At 38.4% G+C, this 25,310-nt stretch carries 22 protein-coding genes and 2 riboswitches; of the genes, 2 read left to right on the top strand and 20 right to left on the bottom strand.

Annotated features, from left to right (window positions below; all coding sequences use genetic code 11):
• Window positions 1-13 precede the first annotated feature (13 nt).
• From CLOS_RS04545 to CLOS_RS04480, 15 genes are all read right to left on the bottom strand, one after another.
• Window positions 14-694, bottom strand: a complete 681-nt coding sequence (locus CLOS_RS04545; RefSeq protein ID WP_012158739.1) for a nucleotidyltransferase family protein — start codon at window positions 692-694, stop codon at window positions 14-16.
• A 165-nt stretch (window positions 695-859) separates the two neighbouring features.
• Entirely contained in the window at window positions 860-3,238 is a 2,379-nt protein-coding gene (locus tag CLOS_RS04540) for a xanthine dehydrogenase family protein molybdopterin-binding subunit (RefSeq protein WP_012158738.1), read from the bottom strand.
• Complete coding sequence (locus CLOS_RS04535; RefSeq protein WP_012158737.1) at window positions 3,238-3,771, bottom strand: (2Fe-2S)-binding protein; 534 nt, start codon at window positions 3,769-3,771, stop codon at window positions 3,238-3,240. Before CLOS_RS04535 ends, CLOS_RS04540 begins: the two co-directional genes overlap by 1 nt.
• Window position 3,772: 1 nt before the next feature.
• Complete coding sequence (locus CLOS_RS04530; protein ID WP_012158736.1) at window positions 3,773-4,627, bottom strand: FAD binding domain-containing protein; 855 nt, start codon at window positions 4,625-4,627, stop codon at window positions 3,773-3,775.
• A 71-nt stretch (window positions 4,628-4,698) separates the two neighbouring features.
• Window positions 4,699-5,886: a CaiB/BaiF CoA transferase family protein gene (locus CLOS_RS04525; protein WP_012158735.1), complete on the bottom strand. Its 1,188-nt coding sequence runs from the start codon at window positions 5,884-5,886 to the stop codon at window positions 4,699-4,701.
• Window positions 5,887-5,958: 72 nt separating this feature from the next.
• Window positions 5,959-6,846: a carbon-nitrogen hydrolase family protein gene (locus tag CLOS_RS04520; RefSeq protein WP_012158734.1), complete on the bottom strand. Its 888-nt coding sequence runs from the start codon at window positions 6,844-6,846 to the stop codon at window positions 5,959-5,961.
• A gap of 86 nt (window positions 6,847-6,932) precedes the next feature.
• On the bottom strand, window positions 6,933-7,727 hold the full coding sequence (locus tag CLOS_RS04515) for a cyclase family protein (RefSeq protein WP_012158733.1): 795 nt from the start codon (window positions 7,725-7,727) through the stop codon (window positions 6,933-6,935).
• A 29-nt stretch (window positions 7,728-7,756) separates the two neighbouring features.
• The gene (locus CLOS_RS04510; RefSeq protein ID WP_012158732.1) at window positions 7,757-9,004 is read right to left on the bottom strand and encodes a YlbE family protein; all 1,248 of its coding nucleotides are present in this window, start codon (window positions 9,002-9,004) and stop codon (window positions 7,757-7,759) included.
• Window positions 9,005-9,037: 33 nt separating this feature from the next.
• The gene (locus CLOS_RS15825) at window positions 9,038-9,205 is read right to left on the bottom strand and encodes a hypothetical protein (protein WP_012158731.1); all 168 of its coding nucleotides are present in this window, start codon (window positions 9,203-9,205) and stop codon (window positions 9,038-9,040) included.
• Between the two features lie 14 nt (window positions 9,206-9,219).
• Entirely contained in the window at window positions 9,220-10,776 is a 1,557-nt protein-coding gene (fdrA, locus tag CLOS_RS04505) for an acyl-CoA synthetase FdrA (protein ID WP_012158730.1), read from the bottom strand.
• A complete protein-coding gene (locus CLOS_RS04500) occupies window positions 10,767-11,789 on the bottom strand; it encodes a DUF2877 domain-containing protein (protein WP_083757126.1) in 1,023 nt (340 codons plus the stop codon). The genes fdrA and CLOS_RS04500 overlap by 10 nt, the downstream gene beginning before the upstream one ends.
• Before the next feature lie 118 nt (window positions 11,790-11,907).
• Complete coding sequence (locus CLOS_RS04495; protein ID WP_083757125.1) at window positions 11,908-13,203, bottom strand: PucR family transcriptional regulator; 1,296 nt, start codon at window positions 13,201-13,203, stop codon at window positions 11,908-11,910.
• A gap of 21 nt (window positions 13,204-13,224) precedes the next feature.
• On the bottom strand, window positions 13,225-13,569 hold the full coding sequence (locus tag CLOS_RS04490) for a PucR family transcriptional regulator ligand-binding domain-containing protein (protein ID WP_041718989.1): 345 nt from the start codon (window positions 13,567-13,569) through the stop codon (window positions 13,225-13,227).
• 235 nt (window positions 13,570-13,804) lie between these two features.
• Window positions 13,805-15,037: a uracil-xanthine permease family protein gene (locus CLOS_RS04485; protein WP_012158728.1), complete on the bottom strand. Its 1,233-nt coding sequence runs from the start codon at window positions 15,035-15,037 to the stop codon at window positions 13,805-13,807.
• Window positions 15,038-15,300: 263 nt separating this feature from the next.
• A complete protein-coding gene (locus CLOS_RS04480; protein ID WP_012158727.1) occupies window positions 15,301-15,504 on the bottom strand; it encodes a hypothetical protein in 204 nt (67 codons plus the stop codon).
• 168 nt (window positions 15,505-15,672) lie between these two features.
• Window positions 15,673-15,855: riboswitch (Lysine riboswitch) on the top strand.
• Window positions 15,856-16,036: 181 nt separating this feature from the next.
• Between CLOS_RS04480 and CLOS_RS04475 the strand changes: the two genes are divergently transcribed.
• Complete coding sequence (locus tag CLOS_RS04475; RefSeq protein ID WP_012158726.1) at window positions 16,037-17,416, top strand: APC family permease; 1,380 nt, start codon at window positions 16,037-16,039, stop codon at window positions 17,414-17,416.
• Window positions 17,417-17,457: 41 nt separating this feature from the next.
• On the top strand, window positions 17,458-19,062 hold the full coding sequence (locus tag CLOS_RS04470; RefSeq protein WP_012158725.1) for an amidohydrolase: 1,605 nt from the start codon (window positions 17,458-17,460) through the stop codon (window positions 19,060-19,062).
• 61 nt (window positions 19,063-19,123) lie between these two features.
• Here the strand turns inward: CLOS_RS04470 and CLOS_RS04465 are convergent, their stop codons facing one another.
• From CLOS_RS04465 to CLOS_RS04445, 5 genes are all read right to left on the bottom strand, one after another.
• The gene (locus CLOS_RS04465) at window positions 19,124-20,629 is read right to left on the bottom strand and encodes a cobyric acid synthase (protein ID WP_012158724.1); all 1,506 of its coding nucleotides are present in this window, start codon (window positions 20,627-20,629) and stop codon (window positions 19,124-19,126) included.
• A 47-nt stretch (window positions 20,630-20,676) separates the two neighbouring features.
• Window positions 20,677-22,068 (bottom strand): cobyrinate a,c-diamide synthase, encoded by a 1,392-nt coding sequence (locus CLOS_RS04460; RefSeq protein WP_012158723.1) that lies wholly within the window; start codon window positions 22,066-22,068, stop codon window positions 20,677-20,679.
• 176 nt (window positions 22,069-22,244) lie between these two features.
• Window positions 22,245-22,421, bottom strand: a riboswitch (cobalamin riboswitch).
• Window positions 22,422-22,473: 52 nt separating this feature from the next.
• A complete protein-coding gene (locus CLOS_RS04455; protein WP_012158722.1) occupies window positions 22,474-23,169 on the bottom strand; it encodes a response regulator in 696 nt (231 codons plus the stop codon).
• Window positions 23,169-24,539 carry a sensor histidine kinase gene (locus CLOS_RS04450; RefSeq protein ID WP_278183756.1) on the bottom strand — a complete coding sequence of 457 codons (1,371 nt, stop codon included), beginning with the start codon at window positions 24,537-24,539 and terminating at the stop codon, window positions 23,169-23,171. Before CLOS_RS04450 ends, CLOS_RS04455 begins: the two co-directional genes overlap by 1 nt.
• Before the next feature lie 95 nt (window positions 24,540-24,634).
• Window positions 24,635-25,297, bottom strand: a complete 663-nt coding sequence (locus tag CLOS_RS04445; protein ID WP_012158720.1) for a potassium channel family protein — start codon at window positions 25,295-25,297, stop codon at window positions 24,635-24,637.
• Window positions 25,298-25,310 lie beyond the last annotated feature (13 nt).

Raw genomic sequence — 25,310 nt, 5'->3', positions numbered from 1 at the left:
ATTAGTGAAAGGTTCAACCATTGTATATCTCTAAAGCTTTTTCCCCATAGCTGTAGAAGTATCCTTTCGCCTTTTCATAAATCTCTACATATTCCTCATAGGTATCCATATCTAAATGGATGCCTTCATCTTCAACCTCAATATGGAGTGCATGCTCTCGGTATTTGGCAAGGATTCCTTTTAGTCCTTTAGATCCATCGTACATCAATAGCTCTGTAAATAAACTGGCGGATATCAAAGGGGGATGGCCCCGCCTCCCCCTAAAGACAGGATATAGGAGGTCTGCGTTGGTTACCGAGTACGCCTCGCAAATTTTTTCAATAGTCTGTCTTTTAATCAAAGGCATATCCGATGGCAGTAAAAAAAATCCTTTCACATCAGTTGGTAAAGCGCTGATCCCTGCAAGTATAGAAGAATACATGCCTTCGCTATATCTTTCATTATAAACCCACTGGATCCCTTTTTTGTTCAATATGGGTTTTAATTTTTCTGCTTGATATCCAATCACTACAATGATATTTTTAATTCCTGCATATAAAAATGTATCAATCGCAGTTTCTATGACCGTAGAATCTCCCAGGGGTAATAAAGGTTTAAAAGCTTTCATTCGAGATGAGTAGCCTCCTGCTAACAAGATCAGTGCCAGTTCATTTCTCAAGGGCGCTCTTTGATTATTTGTTGAAGCTCTTACCATTAGATTACCACCTTTCTATGGTCATTTTCAATTAAAATCTTTGACATATTTAATAAAAATACACACAATTATAATTCTGTATATGCATAACGCTACGCGCTTTTTCGATGAGCTATTACATATTCTTCAAATATAATTGTGTTGTATTCTTATTAATGATTCACACTAAATCTCTCTATTATTCAATGAGGATCTATTTTTCGCTATGCTGAGTGCTACATTTTCCGGTGATAGCGGTAGTCTGTGGAAGTTTATGCCCAATGCATCGTATAAAGCATTTCCAATTGCAGATGGTACTGAAATCATCGGATGCTCTCCTATACCACGAGCGCCAAAAGGACCATCGGTCTGTGGATTTTCAATGTAAATTGGTACCATTTCAAAAGGTATATCTTTTGCTGTCGGTATTTTATTATCCGTAAAGGAAGGGTTTAACAGTTTTCCTTTGGCATCAAATTTATATCCTTCAATCAATGCAGAACCTATTCCTTGTAGAACACCGCCCAGTACTTGACCATCTACTAGTTTCTTATTGATTACCTGACCAATATCAAAAGCAGATGCGATTTTTATAATTTCAACGGCACCAGTCTCTACATCCACTTCTACTTCTACGCCATGAGCGCCAAAAGTCCAAACTAAAGCTGGTGAACCTGCACCGGTTTCAGGGTCAAGATTTGTTAGTCCATCTGCCATATAAACACCATGGGCAATGAGTGGTCCACCGATCCCCGTACCATTTTCATATACATAACCTCTGGATAGATCTTTATATGCAATTCGTTTATGGGTATGGTGTACGTGATGGATATATCCATTGCTATGGGTCAATTCATCCACATGACATCTTATAGCCTGAGCTGCCAACTGCTTCATTTGATTTACCATGTTGGATGCAGCTTTCCTTACTGCATTTCCACCCATGAATGTGTATTTTGAAGCAACGGTATTCCAGTCATAAGGATTTTTATGGGTATCATTTTCCCATACAACTTCAATCTTTTCTATCGGTATATCTAAAACTTCCGCAGCAATTTGGGCCATAATCGTGTTGGCACCCTGCCCCATATCAATTGCCCCTATCATAATTTTCACACGACCATCTTCGTCCATTTGCATAATTGCAGCTGTGGAGGTATAGCTCGGCATAGCCGGTGCTTTCTGTAACATAGCAAAGCCTTTTCCTCGAACCTTACCTGTTTGATACTGTCGTTCTCTTTCTTCCGCCGTTTGCCGTCCTGTCCATCCGATTTCTTTCACCACTGCATTTAAGCAATCCATAGGACTTCCCGATGTTTCATAAATCAGCTCACCACTTAATGTACGTTCTCCTGGACGCAATAAATTTTTCATGCGAAGCTCATATGGGTCCATGTTCAATTTTTGAGCGATGATGTCCATCTGTCTTTCAATGGTCCAGTGGGTTTCTAAGTGACCGAAGCCACGGTATGCCGTACTAAAAACTTTATTGGTATATAGCGTGCGAGAATTTAACTCCACATTTGGAACAATATATGGACCAATTCCAGAATAAACGGCTGCCTTCCCTACGTTTACACCGTAGTCTGCATAGGCACCACTATCCCAATCATAGTTCACTTCAATTGCTGTAATTGTTCCATCTTTTTTTACACCAGTTTTTATTCTTCCTCTCATTCCGGCACGGGTTGGCAGCTGATTGAACTCTTCCTCCCGAGAAGAAGTTAACTTTACTGGGCGGCCTTTCGCAGCTTTGGATAGTAACGTCACCAATGGCTCTAAATGAATTCCTGCTTTACCACCAAAACCACCACCAACATAAGGTACAATTACCTGTATATCTCCAATTGGAAGATTCAGTGCTTTGGCTAATAGTTGTCTACACGCAAAAGGAGATTGAGCAGAGGACCATATTTTGACTTTATTAGAATAAGGATCTGCCTGTGCAATGGCTACGTGGGTTTCCATAGGAACGTGCCCTACAGCAGGCAAGCTCATTTCATTTTCTATGATATAATCTGCTTCCTCAAAGCCCTTTTGGATATCCCCTTTTTTCGCTTTATTCCAGCTTGCTATATTAGAATCCGGCTGTGGGAAAAACACACCCTTCATATAATCCAGCTCATTAATATCATCATGAACTAAAATCTTAGCCTCTAAGGCTTCATCAATCGTATGGACTGCTGGCAATTCCTCATACTCAACTTTAATTAGAGAGATGGCCCTCTCTGCTGTTTTTTCGTCAACAGCTGCTACTGCCGCAACGACTTCACCTTGATACCGTACTTCATCTCTTGCAATGATCCGTTTATCAATCATATATAAACCCACTACGTAAGGCGCATCTTCTCCTACAAGAACTGCCTTTACTCCAGGAAGAGCCTTTGCTTGAGATATATCAATGGACACTATTTTGGCACGAGCATAAGGGGAATGTAAGCATTTTGCATAAAGCATTCCTGGAAATTCTAGGTCGTGAGTGTAGAGTGCTTGACCCGTTACTTTTTCTCCAGCTTCTTTTCTTGAATAAGACTTACCAACATGCTTATACTGTTTTTTATCCATTATTTCAACCCCTCTCTTTCCCTTTTTGCTGCGGATTGGACGGCAGCAATAATTGGAGTATATCCTGTGCATCGACAGAAATTTCCTGCCAAGGCTTCCTTTATTTCTTCTTCACTTGGATTCGGCTGTCTGTTCAATAATTCTCGTGCTGACATCAGCATACCAGGTGTACAGAAACCACATTGCAGTGCATCGTGCTCAATGAATTCTTCTTGGAGGATGGAGATTTTATTGCCCTCGCCCAGTCCTTCTACTGTAAGGATATCTGTATCATCTGCCTCAACTGCTAATACTAAACAAGAGTTTACAGTCTTTCCGTTCATGATGATGGTACAAGCACCACATTCACCTTCACCGCATCCCTCTTTCGTACCAAACAGCTTTAGCTCCTTGTTTAAAAAATTTAATAAGGTCATGGTAGGATCTACCATTGCATGAATCTGCTCTCCATTTACGACGCAATTGATTTCTACAGCTGGTTTACCAGAGTTTACATACTCAAAGCAATTCCCTTTATTATGTTTTTCGCACATACTAATGAACCCCCTTTTCCATCAGCTTCATTAATCCTCGTTTTACCAGTACGCCAGATATGTGCAGGCGATATTCTGCAGAAGATCGAACATCTGAAATTGGGCTAATATAACGAAGTACCTCTTGTCCAGCCCAAGTCGCCGTTTCCGGCGTTAATTCCTTTTGAGCAATTAGTTCCTCTAGTTTTGTCAGCCTTATGGGGGTCGGTGCTACAGCTGACATAGCGATGAATACATCCTTATTCGATACCATCCGAACAGCAACGCCGCAAATCCCTAAATCATGCCCTTTAATCCGTGCCTGCTTTAAATAGATACTGCAATCTTTCTCCTTAACATCTGGTAATGATATGCCTGTTACGATTTCATTCTTTTGAAGCACTGTTTTCTTTACACCAGTGAAAAATTTATCAATGTCAATTGTACGACTTCCTTCAGAACTAGCAATATGAACCTTCCCATTGTATACCAAAAGTGGCGCAGATAAATCAGCACCTGGGGATGCATTGCAGATATTGCCTACCAATGTAGCACGATTTCGTAGCTGATAAGAAGCCAAGGAGTCTGCTGCCTCGGCTAATGCAGGATATTTTTGGCGAATTAGGTCCAGTTCAATAATTTGGTTCACTGTAACTGCACTTCCTATGAACAGACCTTCTCCTTCAACGTATTCTAGCTTTTTCATTTCTGGGATTCCCTTAATATCTAATATGTGCGCACAGTTTTCGATATTCCGACGCAATAATACCATTAAATCCGTTCCACCAGCTAAAATCTTAGTATCGGAATTTTGGTTTAAATAATCTAGGGCTTCTTCAAGGGTTTGCGGTTTTACGTAATCGAATTTACTTAACATAACGAACCTCCTTGTTTGGTTATTATACATTCACATCATAAGTCCGTATTCTACTAGACAACTTTCATTTACTAAAATATATTTTGATTCTTCAGTTCTTCAATTTTCTCCCCAGATAAGTTTAGAATTTCCTTCAAAATTTCATCCGTATGCTGTCCAAGGAGTGGTGCTGGTCTTCTAATGCTTCCTGGTGTTTCACTTAACTTGATTGGAACACCTGGCATCTTCAGCTTTCCAGCTACAGGATGATCTACTTCAACAATCATTTCTCGCGCTATGACCTGTGGGTCTTCTATCACCTTATCCACTGTGTTGATCGGTCCATTGGGCACCCCTGCTCTATCTAAAATCTCCTGCCATTGAGCAGTAGTTTTTCTTTCAATGACTTCTGCTATTTTCGGACGCAGTGCATTGTAGTTGTTGTTTCGAAGTGCATTGGTTTTAAAGGATGCATCCTCAGCCAATTCTTCTTTTCCCATTGCTTGGCAGAATTTCAGCCAAAGTGCATCGTTTCCTGCTGCTATCATAATCTCTCCATCACTGGTATCGAACGGTTCAAATGGAACGATGGAGGAGTGTTTATTTCCTGCTGGTTTCGGTACATCGCCAGTAACCACATATCTAGAAATAGCATTTTCCAATATAGCTACCTGACAGTCCAGCATTGCTACATCTACTTTTTGTCCGATTCCCGATTGATTTCGATATTGAAGGGCCGCTAATATTCCGATGGCAGCAAACATTCCTGCTGCAATATCCCCAATGGAAGGGCCTACCCTTGTGGGCTTTCCGCCAAGCTCACCCGTAATACTCATAATACCACCCATCGCTTGAACGACGCCATCATATGCAGCACGATTGCTGTAAGGGCCTGTGTGTCCAAATCCGGAGGAAGCTGCATAGATGATCCTTGGATTGATCTTTTTTAAGTCTTCATAACCCAGACCTAATTTTTCCATGGTTCCTGGTCTGAAATTTTCTACTACAACGTCAGCTTCTTTCACCATCTCTAAGAATAGCTCCTTAGCAGGTTCTGATTTCAAATTCAATGTCATACTTCTTTTATTCCTATTCAAGCTCATAAAATACGCACTTTCTTCGCCAACAAAGGGACCGAACTCCCTAGAGTCATCTCCAGTCTTGGGCATTTCTATTTTGATAACATCGGCTCCTAGATCCGCCATTATCATCGTTGCATAGGGACCAGCCAATACCCTCGTTAGATCCAATACCTTGATTCCTTCCAATGCCTGATGCATTTTATCCCACCTTTCATCTCTATGCACTTAGAAAAATCGGAAGATTGAGACTTTTCACTGTAATCTTTGATCTTATTTATATGGAATTCTTCTGGCAGGTTCAAAGCTGCTTCGCCCTTCCATCAATATTCCTTCGTATGATTTTACATTTCGATCTTCAAGGTGATCGAATAGCATTGGAGATTTTGTACCATAGCTGATGTTCTTAATCGGATCTGGATCCAGCTTCGCTGCAATGATTTCTTCTGCACCTCTTCCTAAAGCTAAGGTTTGAGCGATAGGGCTGACAATCATACTATGACCAAAATAATAGTTTCCTCCTGCATCTGGACCTACTGCATTTGGTGCCAGAAGATACACGTGGTTGTCGTAAGCTCTTGCTTTATTTACCACTTCCCAAATCTCAAAGCTTCTCATCAATGCCGATGGTCTCGTGATAATCTCTGCTCCTTTTAAAGCCAATACTCTCGATAGCTCTGGAAAGTCTCCATCGTAGCAAACAATCATCCCGATTTTTCCCAGCTTTGTTTCAACAACAACGGTGCTGTTCCCTGGTGTGGTCCAACCACCACCGCCCAAACGCTCCGTTGGGAATGGATGGGTCTTTCGATAATTTGCCAAAATTTCGCCCTTATCGTCAATCAAAACAGAACTATTTAAAACAATATTTTTTTCTTCACCACGTTCATAAAGAGGCAATACAACGTGTACACCGAGTTCCTTAGCAAGCTTTTGAATTTTTTCTGTATGCCCACCAGGAATTGGTTGAAGCATTTCATAAAATTCTTCCACCGGCATATTTGGGGCAAATCCAGTTGTAATCGATTCAGGAAACACTACAAGCTCTGCCTCGTACTCTTTCACTGCCTTCTCTAACCAATGAAAACATTTATCGATATTATATTGAATATTATTTGGCTCTACTGCGATTTGTACACAGGCCGCTATATGCTCCTTCATAGCATAACCTCCCATTGTTATTTATTTTACCTTTAGTTGAATAAGAGCCCGAATTAATCGGGCAATTATTCAATGGATTCACTTCATTATTCTTGCTCTTCAAATGCAACGATTCTACAGAATGCAGATTCTCCGCCCTGGAATTTCCAAGGGAAGCATCCAACAATCACTCTCTTATTCAATACTTCATCAATTTGTCCGCCTAAGTTTTCCGCATGGATAATCTCATGTGGTTTTGGGAACACGTGGATATGCATTGCTTGGTATACATCTGGCCATGGATACATCTCTTCTAGGCCTTTGCCATATTTTTCTCTCATATATGCATCGCAGCGTTTTGCCTCACCTGGCTCCCAATCTCGAATCTTTGTATTCATCGGGTGGTCTGCAGAACCACAGTCAACGCCAATCCATCTTATTTCCATTTCCTTAACCCAATCCATAAAATCTAGAGATGGACCAGGGTGTCTTAACATGTATCTTCTTTCATCGGCTTCGGGTTGATCCCATCCATACTTATGGTATCCAGTGTTAATAATTAAGATATCACCTTTTTTAACCTCTACTCTGTCCATGATATCCTGTGGAGTATAGATACTGAAATCCTCGGATATATCGGATAAATCTACAACAACGCCAGGTCCTACTAATTTCTCTAATTCTAAGGATGCAATATCTCTACCTGCTGTATCAAAGTGAAGGGGTCCGTCTAAATGTGTTCCTACGTGGTTGGATACCGTAATAACCTGACCGTTTGCACCATTTGGTGATAGTCTCTTAAAGAATTTAACTTGTAATGGTTCGTAAGTTGGCCACGGTGGTGTTAAGTGACTTGTGTTCTGTGTTAAATCATACATTTTTACATTGTTCCAAAATTTCATTTTTGTTTCCTCCTTAAGATTTTATTTTTTTATATATAATGTTCTACAAAAGCCTCTAAAGCATCTTCAAAACATTTCATTGGCGGTCTTACAAGACCTGCTCCAACTTGACCTACACCAGGATCTTTATGAGCAATACCAGTATTGATGATTGGTAAAATCGTAGTTTCAACAACTTTTCTAATATCAACACCTGTAGCAGAACCTCTAAAGTTTAGCACCGGAATTTTGTATGTATTATTTTCGGTCTCTGTAATTTCGTACATAGATCTAGAGTAATTCATGGCATCTTCCGGCGTTCCGCCTACAAATTGCACAATAGCAGGTGCAGCTGCCATGGCAAATCCTCCAATACCACAGGTTTCTGTAATAACACTATCCCCGATATCTGGGTTCGCATCTGCTGCACTATAGCCTGGGAAATATAATCCATCGATGATTTCTGCTGGTGCTGTGAACCATCGATCTCCTAAACCAGACACTCGGATACCAAATTCTGTACCATTTCTCGCCATGCCATAAACAATGGTGCTATATTCAATTCCTGCCGCTGGGTCCAATGTAGATTTGCAGGCAGGCATTGTTAGATTTAAAAAGAAATGATCGTTGCCATGCATAAACTTCAACACATCTGCCTTATCCTTATCCGAATGCTTTGTCATAACAATGTAAGGAGCAATTTCTCTGATGAACAACGAAGTTCCCGCTTTATTTCTGTTGTGGCCTTCATCCCCCATTAAAACCACTTGTGCAATCATGGTTTTTAAGTCAATCGGTCCTGATAGTGCCAATGCATCTTTTAATACAGGTGCCAAGGTATTTTCCATCCATTTTAATCGTGTGATGACTTCTTCACCGTATGCACCGTATCTCAGTACTTTTCCTAACCCTTCGTTCAGTGTGCAGTAAGCATAGTTTCCAAATGTGGTATTCTGTACGATCCATACTGGCATGGAGGAGGTCATTACACCTGCCATAGGTCCTACCGCATTATGATGGTGACAGGAATCAAAAGTGATTTCCCCAGATTCTGCCATGGCGATGGCTTCTTCTTCATTGGTTGCTAATCCTTCATAAATTAGGCCACCGATCACTGCACCTCTCAGAGGCCCACTCATCTTTTCCCAAGTCACTGGAGGACCTGCATGTAAAATCGTCTTTTTCGTCATTCCAGGTACGATTTCTCCAGCGATACCAATGCCCACTATCGTCGGCTGGGCACTTAAAATTCGACTTAGCGCCTCTTGATTGGCTTTCTCAATTTTTTCTTGAATCATTTCATCCTCTCCTTTGGCTCGCTAAAAATTTTATTATTTTTTCAATTTGGCTAACAACTCTATCATTTTTTTATTACCACCAGCCGGAGGTCGCCAATTCACATGAACAACCTTGATATCCTGCGTTTTCAAATCCTTTGCAAAGGATTCTAAGCCTAGATTAATCACCTTGACCTCTTTGCCAAAAAAGTTGTGAATCATAGTCATCCCTCCTTCTATGAAATCTTCCTTAATATTCTAGATACGAGCCTCACAGCCTGTGCATTGGACGGCATCAATAGGAATCCTGCATCCATCAATTTTTTCCCTTGCTCCTCTAGGTTCTGTGGATCTCCCTCTGTTCCACAAATTGACGCAACCCAAATAATCTCTTTGCCTCGCTCTTTTAAAATCTTCTGAGCATCCTCGATGGCCGGTAGCATTTCTCCCACTGGATCACTATGGGCGCCGTATCCAAGAACAAAGTCCATCAGAATCACTGCAACACTCTCATCCTTCGCTTCTTTCATTAACCTTTTCAGTCTTTCTGAAGGATCTATCATCGGATGGGCTTTTCCAACAGTGAACATATCGTCACCTAAGTCAATGCAAGTATGCTCTTGGCTCTGGTGAATATCCTTCAATAAAAACTCTGGCTTTAGCGGTATATTGGAGTAAATACCATTCAGTTCATCGAATAGTAGTTTCATGGCCTCGTCACAGAGTGTTCCTCCTGTATAAATACCTCTCAGATATTTTTGTTCCGGTTGAAGCTTCCCTATTTCTTTCTCAATCATTGCTTCAATTTCTTCCTCAGATTTGTTAAAGCCTAACATATCCTTTGGTTCCTCACCTTTGGATAGAGCTACTGCTTTATATGCGGTATCCTCTAAGGTATATCCAGGAATGCCACCGTATTGCTCTATGGTATTGGGGTCTCCCCCGATAAAGTCTACAACGAAAGGCTTTCCACTTTCCTTTGCCAATGCGAGTACCTTCTCTGCAATTTCTGCTGCTGGTGGCTTTGAAATAAGAACAATCACCTTGGTTTCAGGATCCTGACTTAAAGCTTTAATGCTTTCCATCATCATAATTCCACCAATATCTTTGCTTAAATCCCTTCCCCCGGTTCCAATGACTTGACTAACGCCACCGCCAAGCTTATCTATAATAACACTGACCTCTTGGGTACCTGTACCAGAGGCACCTACAATTCCAATGGAACCTTTTTTAATTACATTGGCAAAGGCCAATGGTACATTATTGATAATCGCGGTACCGCAATCTGGACCCATCACTAAAAGTCCCATTTCCTTCCCAAGTTCCTTTAAGGTTTTTTCCTCTTCCACACTGACGTTATCACTAAATAACATCACGTGCATACCTCGCTCTAAAGCTTTCTTGGCTTCTCCAAAAGCATAAGCTCCGGGAAGAGAAATTAAAACCAAGTTCGAATCTGGTGCAAGCTTTACTGCGGAATCGAAGGTTGGCGGATTATATTCTCCACTCAAAGATTCTTTTTTCTGATTTAGGAGTTCATTGACCTTATCAATTACGCTTTGGAATGCATCTTCATTCTTCATTAAAACCGATATAAAGAAATCATTGACACCTAATTCCTTGACAGCATCATTGGCTAAGCCCAAATTCTCTGCCAGCTCCTTATTTAAATCGGTTCCCATTCCAACCAAAACCTCAATTATATCTGGCATCTTGCTTACTTCTTTACTGATCAGCATCAGCGCCACTGAGTCATAATAAGTGTTTTTTCTTACTTCTACATTTAAATGCATTTTTTCTTCGTCCTCTCCTTCCTATAGTATAAAGTTAGTATCAAACCAACGTATACTCCCGCTAATAAATCTGAACCTGATGTTCCGCCAGTATAAATGACCGTACAGGTATTTTTAAATAACTCCCTTTCATTATCTTCAGAGAAAATACTGACCATTAACGTTCTGATATGCTCCGCAACCTGACCCTTGGAGGCGAATTGAAGCATCTCTGCGCTCACTTTTGTTGTTCTATTTTCATTTCCACTGACGATGCACTGGTTAATTTTATAGGCTTCACTGAGATTCAGTTTGTAATACTGCCATGCGTAGAGCATCGAAACCATCAATCCTGCTAAAAAATCATCGGTAGAAGGTGTGAGCCCAGGTCCAAAACCAATGATCTGTTTTGATAGGGACCCAATTTCTTCTATATTTTCATCTGCTAATAACGCTATAAATTTCTGAATTTTGGGATAAATAAACGTGCAATAGTGGTTGGTTTGAAGCCTCTCTTCCACTTGTTGGTCCCATTGCTTTAAATGCCTGCTGATATCTAGAAAAATCGGTGCGATGCCATTGAAATTACCTTTTTCTAATAATATATCTTTTAGAAATTCTATATTTTTCAAGACCCTAGCTTCATTCAACTCCTTAAAGCAAAACATAGGTTCAGGATTCCATACCTTGGCATCGGATAAATCAATTGTAAAAGTGTCCCTTCCTATTCTTATGGAGTGCGTATTCATTGTCACCTTCATACCCCTTACCAATTGAAAAGAACGTAAATCTCGCTCCTCTGAGAGATTAAAAGAAATAGACCGAGGACCATTTGGAATCTGGCTGGATATGAGTGGAATCAAAAGATCATCTTCCGTAATAATGTTGCAGGTCCTGCTAAATACGGAATGAACCTGTCCGATTACTTCTTTTCTCTCCTCTATTATTTTTTTTGCACTTGCACAAATCCATATTGCCTTCATTTTTCTAATTTCCTTTTCAAGTATTTTATAGCACAGCTTATATGACGCCATTTTTTGAACACTCTCTATTTTGATTATATTTAGATAATTCTTTTTAAATGAAGGTTTACCTTTAGATACTTACTCTAAATATTTTATTGTGTTTTTGTGCAAAATCACTATATGGTATTTATTTTCCATTGGACATCTCGAATATTTTAAAAGCAACCTGAAGATTTAGGCGTTCATTCGGATTCTCTAAATTCATTCCTGTAATGTCCTTAATACGCTGCATACGATAGACAATGGTATTGTAATGGGTGAACATCTCTTCGGATACCTTCTTCAAATTGCCACCACATTGGAAGAACATTTGTAAAGTTTTCACAAGTTCAGATCCTTTTTCTTTATCATATTTTACAAGAGGCTCCAATGTATCTTTATAAAATTGGTTCAGTTCATCCTCCATCTCTTCTATATGAAAGATACGATAAATACCTAGATCATCAAAATGTATCGAACTACTTTTATGAGAGTCTGTTTTATTATAAATACATCGGGTAGCTTCGCTGTAGCTTTTCCACAAATTTTTCGGCTCTTTACTGAATCTGCCGATCCCGATGGCGATAGAAATCTGGCTGATTTCCTTGGCGATATTTATGATAATGTTGTCTGCAAAATTTTTAATTTCTTTCTTGATTTGCTGATTATTTTTAGTGGGATTTGTTCCGTATAAGACAATGATTTGATCGCTTTTATTGCCATAAACACATTTCCATTCTTCATTTCTCGATAGGCGCTCTATGATGTGCATAATCTTGCTGTTGAGTTGATACAAAAACGTTGAATTATTAATGGTCTCTTTTACAAAACTGTTGATATTTTTAATTGAAATGACCATTGCAGAATATCCTAGTTTTCTATCAAAGTCGAATAAAGAAGCTCGATCAATGGCTAATTGTTGCCTCTTTTCATCCTTAGATAATAGATCATCGAAAAACTCAACCTTATGTCTACTTTCAATTTCAAATATAGAGATTTTTTTTAGAATATGTAGTGCAATAACAGGAATAGAAGATTCTAGAGAAGTAATCTCCATGGGTGTAAGTTCTTTATTATCTTCCCATATGGATAAATATCCGTAATACCGTTCATCAACGTAGATTGGAATCCATATGCGTCTAACTGCTTGATTCAGTAATTCATCTGTACTGATGGTTATATTCAGAGTAGGATTCGTACATTTTTCGTTCTTAAGTTTATCTTCAATATACCTTATTTTTTCTTCACTACCGTGAGCCACAACCACATTGAAGATTTCATCACTAATTGCAACAGTATTTCCAACTGTGCCGTATATAATTTCTAATATTTCTTTAAATCCACCACCTCTTAACATCACATCAATCAATTCATCGTGGAGTTTTTCTACTTTTAGTAGCATGCTGGTTTGCCTGCTGATGACTTCTGTAAGGACAGGCATCATAATGTCCGTATAGGAAGCCTCCTAGGGCAGCTCGATAATTGGAAATTGATAGATATCTGCAATATGTATAATATCCTCTGGCAGCCTTTCGATATACCGCTTCATTTTGATTCCAATACCCACAACACCTTTTTCCTTTAGCTTTGGAATCAATTTTTTCAATATACCGATATCTTCTTTGATAGAAAAAGCCGTAGTGAGTAAAAATTCCCCGATATGCACCCAATCTACAATATCGGGCACCTCCATCACATTCACCTGCGTAACTCTCTGATCCAGCCCAGCCTCCCCTGCCAACACCTTTGAACCTTGTAAAGCCTTCAATGAAATCATTTCTTTTACTGTGATTCCTAATGATCGATTCAACGTATCTCCCCCTATAGTTAAATCTTTATTTGAGCATTTAAAATTTAAAACAAGATTTTAAATTTCTCCTCATTTGTTATATATTCACAAAATCAATGATCATGATTGCTATTTTATTGGATCTTATTTTTCTATTCTACAAAATATTACATATTCCTTTGTGAACTTTCTACAAAAATAATAACATCCTATTTCTCAATAGGATGTTATTATGAAAGTGGGGTTTTTATATTATTTAATCTTTTGGTAAAACCTTATTTAAAAGAATGCCTGCAATTGCAGCTAATGCCATACTTTCTAATGTGAACTTAACAGTACCAATTTCAACTGGTAATATTGCGCCTCCCAATCCGATTACGAATATAACAGCCGCTATAATTAAGTTTCTAGAGGAAGTAAAGTCAACTTGGTTTTCTACTAAGCTTCTTCCACCAACAGAAGCGATCATACCGAATAAAACGATGGAAATACCACCAACAATTGAAGTTGGTATGGTGCTGATAACAGCGCCTAATTTAGGCATAACACCTAGAATAATTGCAAAACAGGCTGCAATTCTCATAATCACTGGATGGTAAATTTTTGTTAAAGCAAGTACTCCCGTGTTCTCTGCATAGGTTGTGTTTGCAGGCCCACCAAAGAATGCTGAAAGAGATGTTGCTATACCATCACCAAGCAGTGTACGATGCAGTCCAGGAGTTTTAATATAATCATCTTCTACAGTTGTTCCAACTACAAGTATGTTTCCGATATGCTCAACCACTGTTGCTACAGCAATCGGAGCAATAATCATAATGCTCTCCAAATTAAATTTAGGGAATGTAAAATTAGGAAGTCCAAATAATGCAGCCTCTTTGATTGGGGTGAAGTCTACGTTACCTGTTACGGCAGCAAAGACATATCCTCCAACTAGTCCACATAGAACCGGTAGAACCTGAAGAAATCCTTTTGCATAGATACTGATTCCTACCACAATCAACAAGCTTACCAGCGCCAAGAGCCAGTTTTGGCTGGCCATATCAATAGCCGTTGGTGCAAGTTTTAATCCGATGATCATAATGATCGGACCCGTTACAATGGGCGGAAAATACTCTACTATTTTTTCATGCCCAAAGGCATATACCAAACCTGCCAATAAGACATAGGTCAAACCTGCAACAACGATACCACCCTGTACAAACTGCATTCCATACATTTCAGACACCATGAGCATCGGTGCAATAAATGCAAAGGAAGAACCTAAAAACACTGGCACTTTTTTCTTTGTTACAAAATGGAAGAACAATGTACCGATACCTGCCATAAATAAGGCAACAGAGATGTCTAGTCCTGTAATCAGCGGAACTAAAACTGTAGCTCCAAACATGGTAAAGGTGTGCTGCATTCCCAGTATGATCTTCTTACCCATAGGGATATAGTCCCCATCCCTAATCGGCTGGTTTTTTTCAAAAGTCGTCTCCTTACTCATATAACAACCTCCTCTTTTTTTAGTTTTACTTGAATCTAAACCCCCACTTGCTTTTATTTAAATCAACCTGTTTTATTGTAATATAACAAGTTGACTTAGTAAATACTGTAAATAGCCCCTGTGTAGTTTTCTGTATTTTCCAACTAATCTTAAAATTCTATATGGAATTCAAATTACCTTTATTAGATTTTACTAATCTTTTTATTTCTATAGACCCTTTATTAGTCAAAATATCACAATCATAAAATCCTTCTGACAAATCATCAATCTATTTCCTGATCCTTTAAGATATCTACATAAGCATTCAATAGAACATCTTCATTGGCACATCCTTGTTTATAGAACCAATCCTTCACCTTTTTTTCGATTTCAGCATCTGTCCCTTTAACCTCATAGGGATATATGGAAATTAATCGATTTGTTTCATTTTCTCTTAAACCTAGTTTTTCTCCTTGAAGTTTACTCATATTACTGATCGCTCCTCATTAATTTATTAGGTACTGCTTAGTTTATCTATGCCCTAATCCATTATTTTTTATTAGAGAAATTCATCCTCCTAAATTTTCATTCCAGGTTGACAATATTTGGGCATCGTGATATTATATACAAAATTCAATAAAAATCCTCATCCTTTCGGGTGGGGTAGAGGCGCGGTTGTTAAGAGTACTTATATAAAGGTCGGAAGCCAATGACATATAAGAAAAGGAACTACCGCCGAAGCTTCAGAAACCAAAATCTGTTGCTGGGTCTGTATCGAATAGGTACAGGACTGTCATCATTGTACGAGCTCAGTACTTTGATGTTGCGCTATCTCACACTGAGCACGAAGGGAGAGAGGACTGTCTTTAGCTTTGCTACTCGCATATAAGCATCTGACGCGTTCTGTTAGGTGCTTTTTTTGTATCGATTTTTAATAGAAATATAAAATAAATGTATAGGAAGTTATGAATAATTCCTTAACATCCATCAAGTTTACTTATCTTAGAAGGAGGAATCTATATGTCGAATAATGCGCAACAATCAACGACAAGGATTGATGCTGGTTTTAAAAAAGAAATAAGCCTATTTGGCGGCGTTAGTATTTTAGGAGGGATCATGGTTGGGTCCGGTATTTTCTATTTAGGGTCCTACGTGTTAATGAGAACAGGAATGAGCTTAGGCTTAGCCTTGCTCAGCTGGATTATTGGTGGTATGGTATCCTTATTAGGTGGTATTTGTTATGCTGAGCTCGGTGCCTCGGACCCTGCGGCGGGAGGTTCTACAGTATATTTGAACAAGGCCTTCTCCCCCATGGTGGGTTTTTTAAGCGGTTTTAATAACTGGTTGATCGGTGGACCTGGATCTATTGCGGCTATAGCTATTGCCTTACCCAGCGCTTTAAGTGCCATTGTACCTATGAGTCCACTTGGAATTAAACTTACTGCCATCGCTTTAATCCTCGGCTTAACTGCAGTAAACTACTTCGGTGTTAAAATGGGGTCGAAGCTACAAAACATATCCATGGTAGCAAAATTAATTCCAATCTTTATTATTATGATTTTAGGTCTCATTTTCGGTGAGGTTTCTCCCGACTTAAGTCTGGTTCCTAAAACTACAACGGCAAGCTTTGGGTCCATCGTCAGCATGGTCGCATTTGCAGTGGTTGCCAGTCTGTGGGCATATGAAGGCTGGACCAATTTAAATACTGTAGCAGAAGAAGTGAAGAACCCAAGGAGAAATCTGCCTTTAGCAATTATCATTTCTATCGCTTCTATCACAGCACTCTATACATTATTCAATTATTCCGTGTATCGCGTTCTACCGTTTTCTGAAATACAAGGTCTTATTGAAAGTAATCAATTTTACTTAGGAAGCTACGCAGCAGAAAGATTGATGGGAAGAGCCGGAAGCCTATTGGTTACCATGGGAATGATTATTTCCATGTTCGGCTCATTAAATGGCTGTATTCTTGCTTTTCCAAGAATGTATTACGCCATGAGTGAAGAGGGTCACTTCTTTCAAAGCTTTAAGAAGCTTCACCCCGTATATAAAGTACCATCTGCAGCCTTACTTTTCCAATGCGCAATCTCCATCGCTTTAATACTGTTAAGGGATTTAAACCAGTTGACCTCATTGGTTGTATTTTCTGGGATGCTATTCAATACTTTAAGTGTATTCTCTGTGATTATCTACCGAAGAAAGTTTCCGAATTTAGAAAGACCTTACAAAGTCATTGCCTATCCTTTAACCGTAATCTTAACAACGTTTATATTTGTTGCATTGATGATCAACACCCTGATAGAGGACCCTTTCACTTCACTTATTGGGTTGGCCGTTCCTGCGATCGGCATCTTATTCTACCTATACTTTGATAGGAAAAAAATTGCACGTACGATTTAATTAAAATATAGGACAACATAAATGACCAAGGAGATGATGGAATGAAAACAATTTTATTTAACGGTAAGATCTATGTAGAAAAAGGGATTTTTAAAGAAGCTCTCTTGATTGAGGATGGTATCATTCAACAAATTGGATCAAACGAAGAGATTCTTAAAAACACCGGGGACCAAGTTGTAGATCTGCAGCAGAAAACTGTGATTCCGGGACTGAACGATAGTCACCTTCACCTGATGTCCATCGGCGAGGCCATGTCCTCCTGTGAACTAAACGGTGCAACATCCATTGATGATATCATTGCGCTGGGAAAAGCCTTCTTAGAGAGAAATCCGAATTTAGAAGTATTAAAAGGCAGGGGCTGGAATCAAGACTTCTTTACAACTGGGGAAAAACGTCTATTGAACCGTTTTGACTTAGATCAGATCTCAACGGATATTCCATTGGTTTTTGAAAGAGTGTGTGGACACGTAGCTGTAGGAAATACAAAAGCTCTAGAAATGCTCCATGTCGATGCCAACACCACCGTAGACGGTGGTGTCATCGAGTTGGGACGGGATGGTACACCCAACGGTGTCTTTAATGAAAATGCCGTTAAGCTATTGCTCTCCATCCTTCCACCAAAAGATGAGGACTATATCGAGACTCAAATTCTAAAAGCTGCGGACTATGCGCTCAGCGTTGGCATAACTTCCGTTCAATCCTGCGATATCATGAGTAATGAATATGAAAAAATAGTGGATGTTATTCATCAGATTTCCAAAAGCAGAAAATTAAAATTACGATATAGCCATCAATTCAACTTTCAGGATATCCAATATTTTAAAAAATATATTGAAACAGAATACCAAACAGGAATCTACGATGAAAACTTTCTTTCAAGAGGTGCTTTAAAACTATTTAAGGATGGCTCCCTTGGAGCAAGAACAGCTTTAATGTTAAATGACTATGCAGATGCTCCCGGTGTAAAAGGTGTGGCAGCTCTCAGCGATGAGCAGTTGCAAGACCTATGTGACTTGGCTACTGAGCATGGTATTCGAGTTGTAACCCATGCCATTGGTGATGGCGCCGTAGAAAGTGTGCTCAATGCATATGAAAATACTATGAAAAATGGAGAAAATTCACTGCGTCACGGTATCGTTCACTGTCAGATCACCAGTCAGGAGCAGCTGGATCGTATTACAAGGCTCCATATCCCAGTACTGTTCCAGCCGATTTTCTTAGATTACGATAGTACCATTGTAGAGTCCCGCATCGGAAAAGATTTAACAAGTACTTCCTATGCCTTTAATACCCTGTATCAATCTGGTACGCCAATCAGCTTCGGCAGCGATGCTCCTGTGGAAAACTGCAATCCTTTCCCAAATCTATACTGCGCCGTAACCAGAATGCGATTGGATGGCAATCCAGCAGGAGGCTTTTATCCAAAGGAATGCATGTCCATTGAAGATGCCATCGATGCTTATACCATGGGCAGTGCCTTTAATGAAGTGAAAGAGGATTTTAAAGGAAGATTGAAAGAAGGCTATGTTGCGGACCTTATCGTATTAGACAGAGATATCTTTACTGTAAACCCAATGGAAATTAAAGATATTACAGTTGAAAAGACCATGGTTCATGGAGAGTTTGTCTATCAAAAATCCAACTAATAGAGCATAAAAAAATAAAGTGCGGCTGAATTGCTGCACTTTATTTTTTTAGTTCAACTTGCTATATTCCCTCATTTAAGATTCTATAAATGGCTTCCATATCCAGTGCTTTTCTTAAAGCATCTGCAAGCTTATCATATTCTTTATTTTTATATTCTACCATATTAAAATTTTTATTTGGCTCATATACAAGCCCTTTCTTTTCCATCAATGTTCTAATAATGGTTTCGGCAACCTGTCCTTCGTCAAATATACCATGAACATAGGTTCCGTAAATATTATTACTGCAGAGTCCATCTGATTTTACGCCGCCATCCATCGCCTCAAGAGAAGATGTGAACGCTTCTCCTCCTAGGGGTGTTGTAATACCCATATGGATTTCATATCCCTCAAAAATCTTATGATTCAGTCCTTCAAAAATTCCTGAAAGATGATGGAACTGTCCCTTTACTCTACTACGAGTCTTTTCCCTTTCAAAAACTGTTTCAGCGTTGATTAAACCTAAACCCGATATCTCTCCGCCCTCTTCCACATGCCATGGATCTTTTAAGGTTTTTCCTAGCATCTGGTATCCACCACAGATACCGAAAACAGGCTTTCCTTCTGCAGCATATTTTAAAATGCTGGCTTCTAGCCCACTTTCTCTCAGCCATTTTAAATCACCTAAAGTATTTTTTGTACCAGGCAGGATGACTAAATCTGGATTTTTCAGCTGAGAAGGTTTGGTGATATATCTTACAGAAACCCCTTCCATATATTCAAAGACATTGAAATCTGTGAAGTTGGAGATTCTAGGTAGTCTTATGACGACAATATCCACATCGCCACCGGAATTCTTATTGGAAAATCGATCGGAAAGGCTATCTTCATCGTCAATGTCAATGTCCATATAAGGCACAACACCAAGGGTCGGTATATGGATTAAGTCCTCCAGCATCTTGAGACCCGGTTCTAGTATTTTTAAATCTCCCCGAAATTTATTGATAATTGTTCCCTTAATATATTGCTTCTCTTCTTCACTTTGAAGCATATAGGTACCGTACAACGATGCGAAAACTCCACCTTGATCGATGTCACCAGCGATTAGGACAGGTGCTTTTGCTAGCTTTGCCATCCCCATGTTGACGATATCTTCCTGCTTTAAGTTGATTTCAGCAGGGCTACCAGCCCCTTCGATGACGATGATATCATTTTCCTCTGCTAAGCTGTTGTATGCTTTCATAATATCTGGAATCAGCTTCGTCTTGTATTTAAAATAGTCTCCAGCGGGCATATTGCCTAAAATTTCTCCATTGACAATGACTTGAGACGTTCTATTGCTGGTGGGTTTTAATAGAATGGGATTCATTCGAACATCGGGCTCTTTATATGATGCTTCCGCCTGTACAACCTGAGCCCTTCCCATTTCAAGCCCATCCTTCGTTATATAGGAGTTCAGCGCCATGTTCTGCGATTTAAAGGGCGCTACTTTATATCCATCCTGTGCAAAAATCCGACATAATCCAGCAGTAATGATACTTTTTCCCGCATTGGACATCGTTCCTTGAACCATTATAGCTTTAGCCATAACCTTCATCCTCCATATCGATCTCTATATTCTTTAAGTCTTTCAAGTTATAAGATGCTTTCCTTAGAACTTCTATAGGCTACGCATTTCTGTACGAATCTTTCTGCAAATTTCACATTACCCCAAAGGTGTATATGAGGATACCCAGTAAATAGATGATCCTCTGCAACAATACAGGATCGTTGTTTTCCTGTGGATATTCTCGTAGCAATGAATCCTTCTCCATCCACGTCGCTTTTTGAATAGTGGAATTCATGGGCATTGATGCTTTCTCCTTTTTCACAGAAAAGATTATCTTGTTGTGCCGTCAATGTAATGTATCCAAAATTTTGTAGTCGGTTGGTTAAAACACTTTTATTCTCTATGGCACCAACCATATCCCAATCTTCAATTTTTGTTCCTAAATACATAAAGCCGCCACACTCAGCATATACAGGAATCTTCTGACTCAAAGCCTTTCGGATACTCTCTAGCATAGGTTCATTACCAGACAATGCTGCTCCATAGAGTTCTGGGTATCCGCCCCCTATGATGATGCCGTCTACATCCCTTGGCAGTTGATGATCTTCCATTGGAGAGAATGGAATCAATTCCAATCCCATCTTCTTTAAAAGTTCTAAGCTATCCTCATAATAAAAGCAGAATGCCTTATCCATCGCTACTGCCACTCTTGCGTAGCCTACAGCCTCTACTGAATGATTTTCATATTCAATAGGAGAAGCTGAACTGGCAATCGCCATTAAAGCTTCTAGATCAATATACTTCTCCGCATTTTCTGCCAATAAGTCAATTTTCTCTTTGAGCGTATCAATCTCTTCTGCTGTAACCAAGCCGAGATGCCGGCTTTCAATGGCAGCCTCCGGTAAATTTGGCATAAATCCAAGGACTTTAATCCCATTTCGTTCTTCAATGATCTCTTTATAGACGGGATACATCCCTTCGTTGATTCCATTGAATATGACGCCCTGAATATTGTTTGGAGAGAACTCTAAAAATCCTTTCACAATGGCCGCTGCTGATAGGAATGTTCCCTTGCAATTGATAACCAGGATTACAGGCGTATCTGTTTTGTTGGAAATATCATTGGAGGAATAGGAAACGCTGTTGGCACTCAGTCCGTCATAGAATCCCATAACCCCTTCAATTACAGAAATATCCATCCCATCACTGTTCTCTGATAATAGTTGTTTTACCGTATTTTCTCCACATAGAACCATATCTAAATTGCGAGATTTCGTTCCTGTAATTCTGGAATGGAACATGGGATCGATATAATCCGGTCCACATTTAAAAGAGGCTACCTTTAAATTTTTATTTAAAAGTGCCTTTAAGAGACCACAAGTAATTGTAGTTTTACCACATCCACTGCCAGTTCCTGCGATCATTACCCTGCCAATTCTTTTACTTATAAATTTTTTATCTTTCCTATTGTTTTCCATAGAGTATCTCCTTATAATTTATGATTCAATTAACATGATCTTTTACTGTAGAGCAATATGTTTTTCAAATAGTCAAAATAAAAAAACATCCATCCTAAAAATAAGATAGATGTTATAAAATGGCAAAATTATACACGATACTTCTATTAAACCTCCCCATCCATCGTAAGGAAATCTTCTATGCAAACCATTTCATTTGTATCCTGACTTAAGCCTTCACGTATACAACAGTCTTCCCAATGACCTATTGTCTCTACTTTGCTATTACAGTTGCGGGACAGTGTGGGAATTTCACCCAGCTTCCAAATTCGCACATATTAAATTATAAGGTTATTATATATTAAGTACTTATGTATTGCAAGAATTTCGCACCTTTCTCAGTTTGCATTCCAATGAGAAATCTTCTTATTCATTTGCAAAGCGATAGCCTACACCTACTTCGGTAAAAATAAATCTAGGAGAAGTTTTATCTTTTTCTATTTTTCTTCTAAGATTGGCCATGAAAACTCTAATGGATTTAGAATCACCAGTTTCACCATATCCCCATATTTTCTTTAGGATATAATTATGGGTCAATACCTTTCCTTTATTCTCCACTAGAAGCAATAATAATTTGTATTCAATGGGCGTTAAATGAATTTCCTTATGATCAACCAAAACCATTCGTCTTTCATAGTCAATCGTTAAATAGTCCAGCTGAAATATTTCTGCATTATCCCCTTGAACAGCTTTCTTTAGCTTTCGTTCTACCACCCTAATGCGTGCTAAAAGCTCACCCATATGAAATGGTTTTGTAATATAATCGTCTGCACCTGCATCTAAGGCAGAAATTTTTTCCTTTTCTTCTCCCCTTGCAGATACTATTAAAATTGGTACTTCCGAAATCATGCGAATTGACTTTATAATATCAATTCCATCGATATCCGGTAGTCCTAAATCTAATAAGATTACATCTGGATTATTGCTGTAAAATAAAGACATTCCTTGTATGCCTGTTTTGGCAGTATCGAATACATAACCATTTGTCTTTAATGAAAGAGATATAAAGTTCAATATATATTTATCGTCTTCAATAATTAATATTCTTAAATTATCTTCCATTATTTTTCCTCCATCAGTGGTAGTGTGAATCTAAATAATGCGCCACCTTCTTTTGATCTGCCAGCTGTTATTGTTCCTTGATGTGCTTCTATAATAGATTTACATATAGATAATCCTAAGCCCATCCCCCTTTTACCATCTATTGTTTTAACCGATGAAGTCACAAAGCTGTCAAATAAGGAATCCTCAATATTGTTATCAATACCTGACCCATTGTCTGATACTTCAAAAACTGCGGAATCATTATGCACATATACAGTGATCTGTATTTTACAATCATCTCCTGTATGCTTCATGGCATTGTCCAATAGATTGATAAGAACCTGAACCATTAACTTTCCATCGATGAAAACCATCACAACTTCCTCAGGCATAGAAACTGATATGTTTTTTGTATTCGAAAAATTTTTTACATGCCGAATGGCCTCATAAACAATATCATCTACAACTTCATAATTTTTTTCAATCATCAGCTTTCCTTCGCTAATCCGGGTCATATTTAAAATGTTCTCTACAAGGTTACTTAGCCAAGTAGCTTCTTCATTAATATCACATACCAACTTTTTAATATTACAATTATCTAACTTCGTTAGATTCTCTAATATAACACCACTAGCACCAACAATACCCGTTAAGGGCGTTTTAAGATCATGAGATATCGCTCTAAGCAAATTACTTCTCATCTTTTCTCTTTCCATAGCGATTCGAATATTTTCACGTTCATTATAAATAAACTCTCGATCTAAAGATATGCCCATTTGTGTTACAACCGTTTTAATAAGCAGCTCATGCTCTAAACTAAAATTTTTCTTAGAGTATGCAACCTGCATTATACCCAGTTGCTTTGTTAAGCCCTTAATTGGAATCTCCATAATGTCCATCTCATCCACTACAAATGCTCTACTATCATCGGTATATGCCTCTTTAGCGTCTGAAAGAAATACTTTACTACTATAGCTTGTGTTCTGATAAATATAATCTATCCCCTGCATAATAATATTTTTTTTACCTGTAATATTTAAAAAACTTTCCGTTACTTTATATAGAAGCCTTGCAGTATGCTCATTTTTTTTAGCAATTAATAGTTGTTTTTGAAACCTTTTAGTCATTGTTCCCGAGATCAAGGATACTACCAAAAATGAAACCATTAACACAATATCATTCGTATGGTAAGTAATAAAGGTGTGTAGTGGTACTGTAAAATAGTAGTTAAAGATAAATACACTGATCACCGAGGCCAATATTCCATATATATAGCCATTCGTAGATACTGTAACCACTAAAACGCCTACTATAAATACCATAATGATACTTTCTTTACCTATTCCAAATTTTCCCAAGGATAGTGATGCGATTGTAGAAATCGTTATTAATAAAACTAGATTTATAATATAAGTTATATAAATTCTTTTATTTTGATTAATAAAATCACCTCCTTAATTCTATTATATCACAGGCATCAATATCAAATCTTTTTTAGTAAATGTGTTAAATCCGCTTTATTGCCTGCAACAATTAGATGTTCATCTTTCTTAAATATGTGATCAGCTCCAGGCAACGGAAATACATTTTCTTCCTTTTTAGTAGCCAGTATATTAATTTTATATTTCACTCTAACTGCTACGTGGCCGATACTTTTTCCAATCCATGAATCTAAAGGAGGTATCTCTAAAATATAATAATCCGGTGTTAGTTCCACAAAATCGAATATATTATTAGCACTTAATCGAATGGCCGTTTTATTGGCACTTTCCTTCTCTGGATAGACCACTTCATCCGCACCGTTTCTCAATAGAAACTTTTCATGGATCTCTCGATTTGTTTTTGCTATTACATATTTTGCACCCAGCTCTTTTAACTGGTATGTTATTTCTATAGATGCTTGAAAATTAGATCCTATACAAACAAAGCAAATATCAAAATTAGAAACACCAAAGGACTTTAGTACCTCTACATTTGTACAATCACCAATCTGGGCACTTGTGACGATGGAGATTAAATCGCTGATTTGTTCTTCGCATTGATCCACAATCATCACCTCATTTTCTAATTCCGAAAATTTACAAGCTAAATATCTTCCAAATCTACCGATTCCGATTATTAATATACTCTTCTTTTTTAATAACATATGATCTTTTCCT

This window comes from Alkaliphilus oremlandii OhILAs, from assembly GCF_000018325.1.
GTDB classification, from domain to species: Bacteria; Bacillota; Clostridia; order Peptostreptococcales; family Natronincolaceae; genus Alkaliphilus_B; species Alkaliphilus_B oremlandii.
Note: the sequence above shows the minus strand (reverse complement) of the source record. Positions and strands in the feature narration are given on the sequence as shown.

What these genes read in the sequence shown, in the direction of transcription:
- CLOS_RS04485 (WP_012158728.1), bottom strand. Translation starts at nt 15,037, where the DNA reads ATGAGTAAGGAGACGACTTTTGAAAAAAACCAGCCGATTAGGGATGGG.
- CLOS_RS04465 (WP_012158724.1), bottom strand. Translation starts at nt 20,629, where the DNA reads ATGGCTAAAGCTATAATGGTTCAAGGAACGATGTCCAATGCGGGAAAA.
- CLOS_RS15825 (WP_012158731.1), bottom strand. Translation starts at nt 9,205, where the DNA reads ATGATTCACAACTTTTTTGGCAAAGAGGTCAAGGTGATTAATCTAGGC.
- CLOS_RS04445 (WP_012158720.1), bottom strand. Translation starts at nt 25,297, where the DNA reads ATGTTATTAAAAAAGAAGAGTATATTAATAATCGGAATCGGTAGATTT.
- CLOS_RS04455 (WP_012158722.1), bottom strand. Translation starts at nt 23,169, where the DNA reads ATGGAAGATAATTTAAGAATATTAATTATTGAAGACGATAAATATATA.
- CLOS_RS04535 (WP_012158737.1), bottom strand. Translation starts at nt 3,771, where the DNA reads ATGTGCGAAAAACATAATAAAGGGAATTGCTTTGAGTATGTAAACTCT.
- CLOS_RS04475 (WP_012158726.1), top strand. Translation starts at nt 16,037, where the DNA reads ATGTCGAATAATGCGCAACAATCAACGACAAGGATTGATGCTGGTTTT.
- CLOS_RS04545 (WP_012158739.1), bottom strand. Translation starts at nt 694, where the DNA reads ATGGTAAGAGCTTCAACAAATAATCAAAGAGCGCCCTTGAGAAATGAA.
- CLOS_RS04480 (WP_012158727.1), bottom strand. Translation starts at nt 15,504, where the DNA reads ATGAGTAAACTTCAAGGAGAAAAACTAGGTTTAAGAGAAAATGAAACA.
- CLOS_RS04515 (WP_012158733.1), bottom strand. Translation starts at nt 7,727, where the DNA reads ATGAAATTTTGGAACAATGTAAAAATGTATGATTTAACACAGAACACA.
- CLOS_RS04500 (WP_083757126.1), bottom strand. Translation starts at nt 11,789, where the DNA reads ATGGCGTCATATAAGCTGTGCTATAAAATACTTGAAAAGGAAATTAGA.
- CLOS_RS04495 (WP_083757125.1), bottom strand. Translation starts at nt 13,203, where the DNA reads ATGATGCCTGTCCTTACAGAAGTCATCAGCAGGCAAACCAGCATGCTA.
- CLOS_RS04460 (WP_012158723.1), bottom strand. Translation starts at nt 22,068, where the DNA reads ATGGAAAACAATAGGAAAGATAAAAAATTTATAAGTAAAAGAATTGGC.
- CLOS_RS04510 (WP_012158732.1), bottom strand. Translation starts at nt 9,004, where the DNA reads ATGATTCAAGAAAAAATTGAGAAAGCCAATCAAGAGGCGCTAAGTCGA.
- CLOS_RS04520 (WP_012158734.1), bottom strand. Translation starts at nt 6,846, where the DNA reads ATGAAGGAGCATATAGCGGCCTGTGTACAAATCGCAGTAGAGCCAAAT.
- CLOS_RS04530 (WP_012158736.1), bottom strand. Translation starts at nt 4,627, where the DNA reads ATGTTAAGTAAATTCGATTACGTAAAACCGCAAACCCTTGAAGAAGCC.
- CLOS_RS04470 (WP_012158725.1), top strand. Translation starts at nt 17,458, where the DNA reads ATGAAAACAATTTTATTTAACGGTAAGATCTATGTAGAAAAAGGGATT.
- fdrA (WP_012158730.1), bottom strand. Translation starts at nt 10,776, where the DNA reads ATGCATTTAAATGTAGAAGTAAGAAAAAACACTTATTATGACTCAGTG.
- CLOS_RS04540 (WP_012158738.1), bottom strand. Translation starts at nt 3,238, where the DNA reads ATGGATAAAAAACAGTATAAGCATGTTGGTAAGTCTTATTCAAGAAAA.
- CLOS_RS04525 (WP_012158735.1), bottom strand. Translation starts at nt 5,886, where the DNA reads ATGCATCAGGCATTGGAAGGAATCAAGGTATTGGATCTAACGAGGGTA.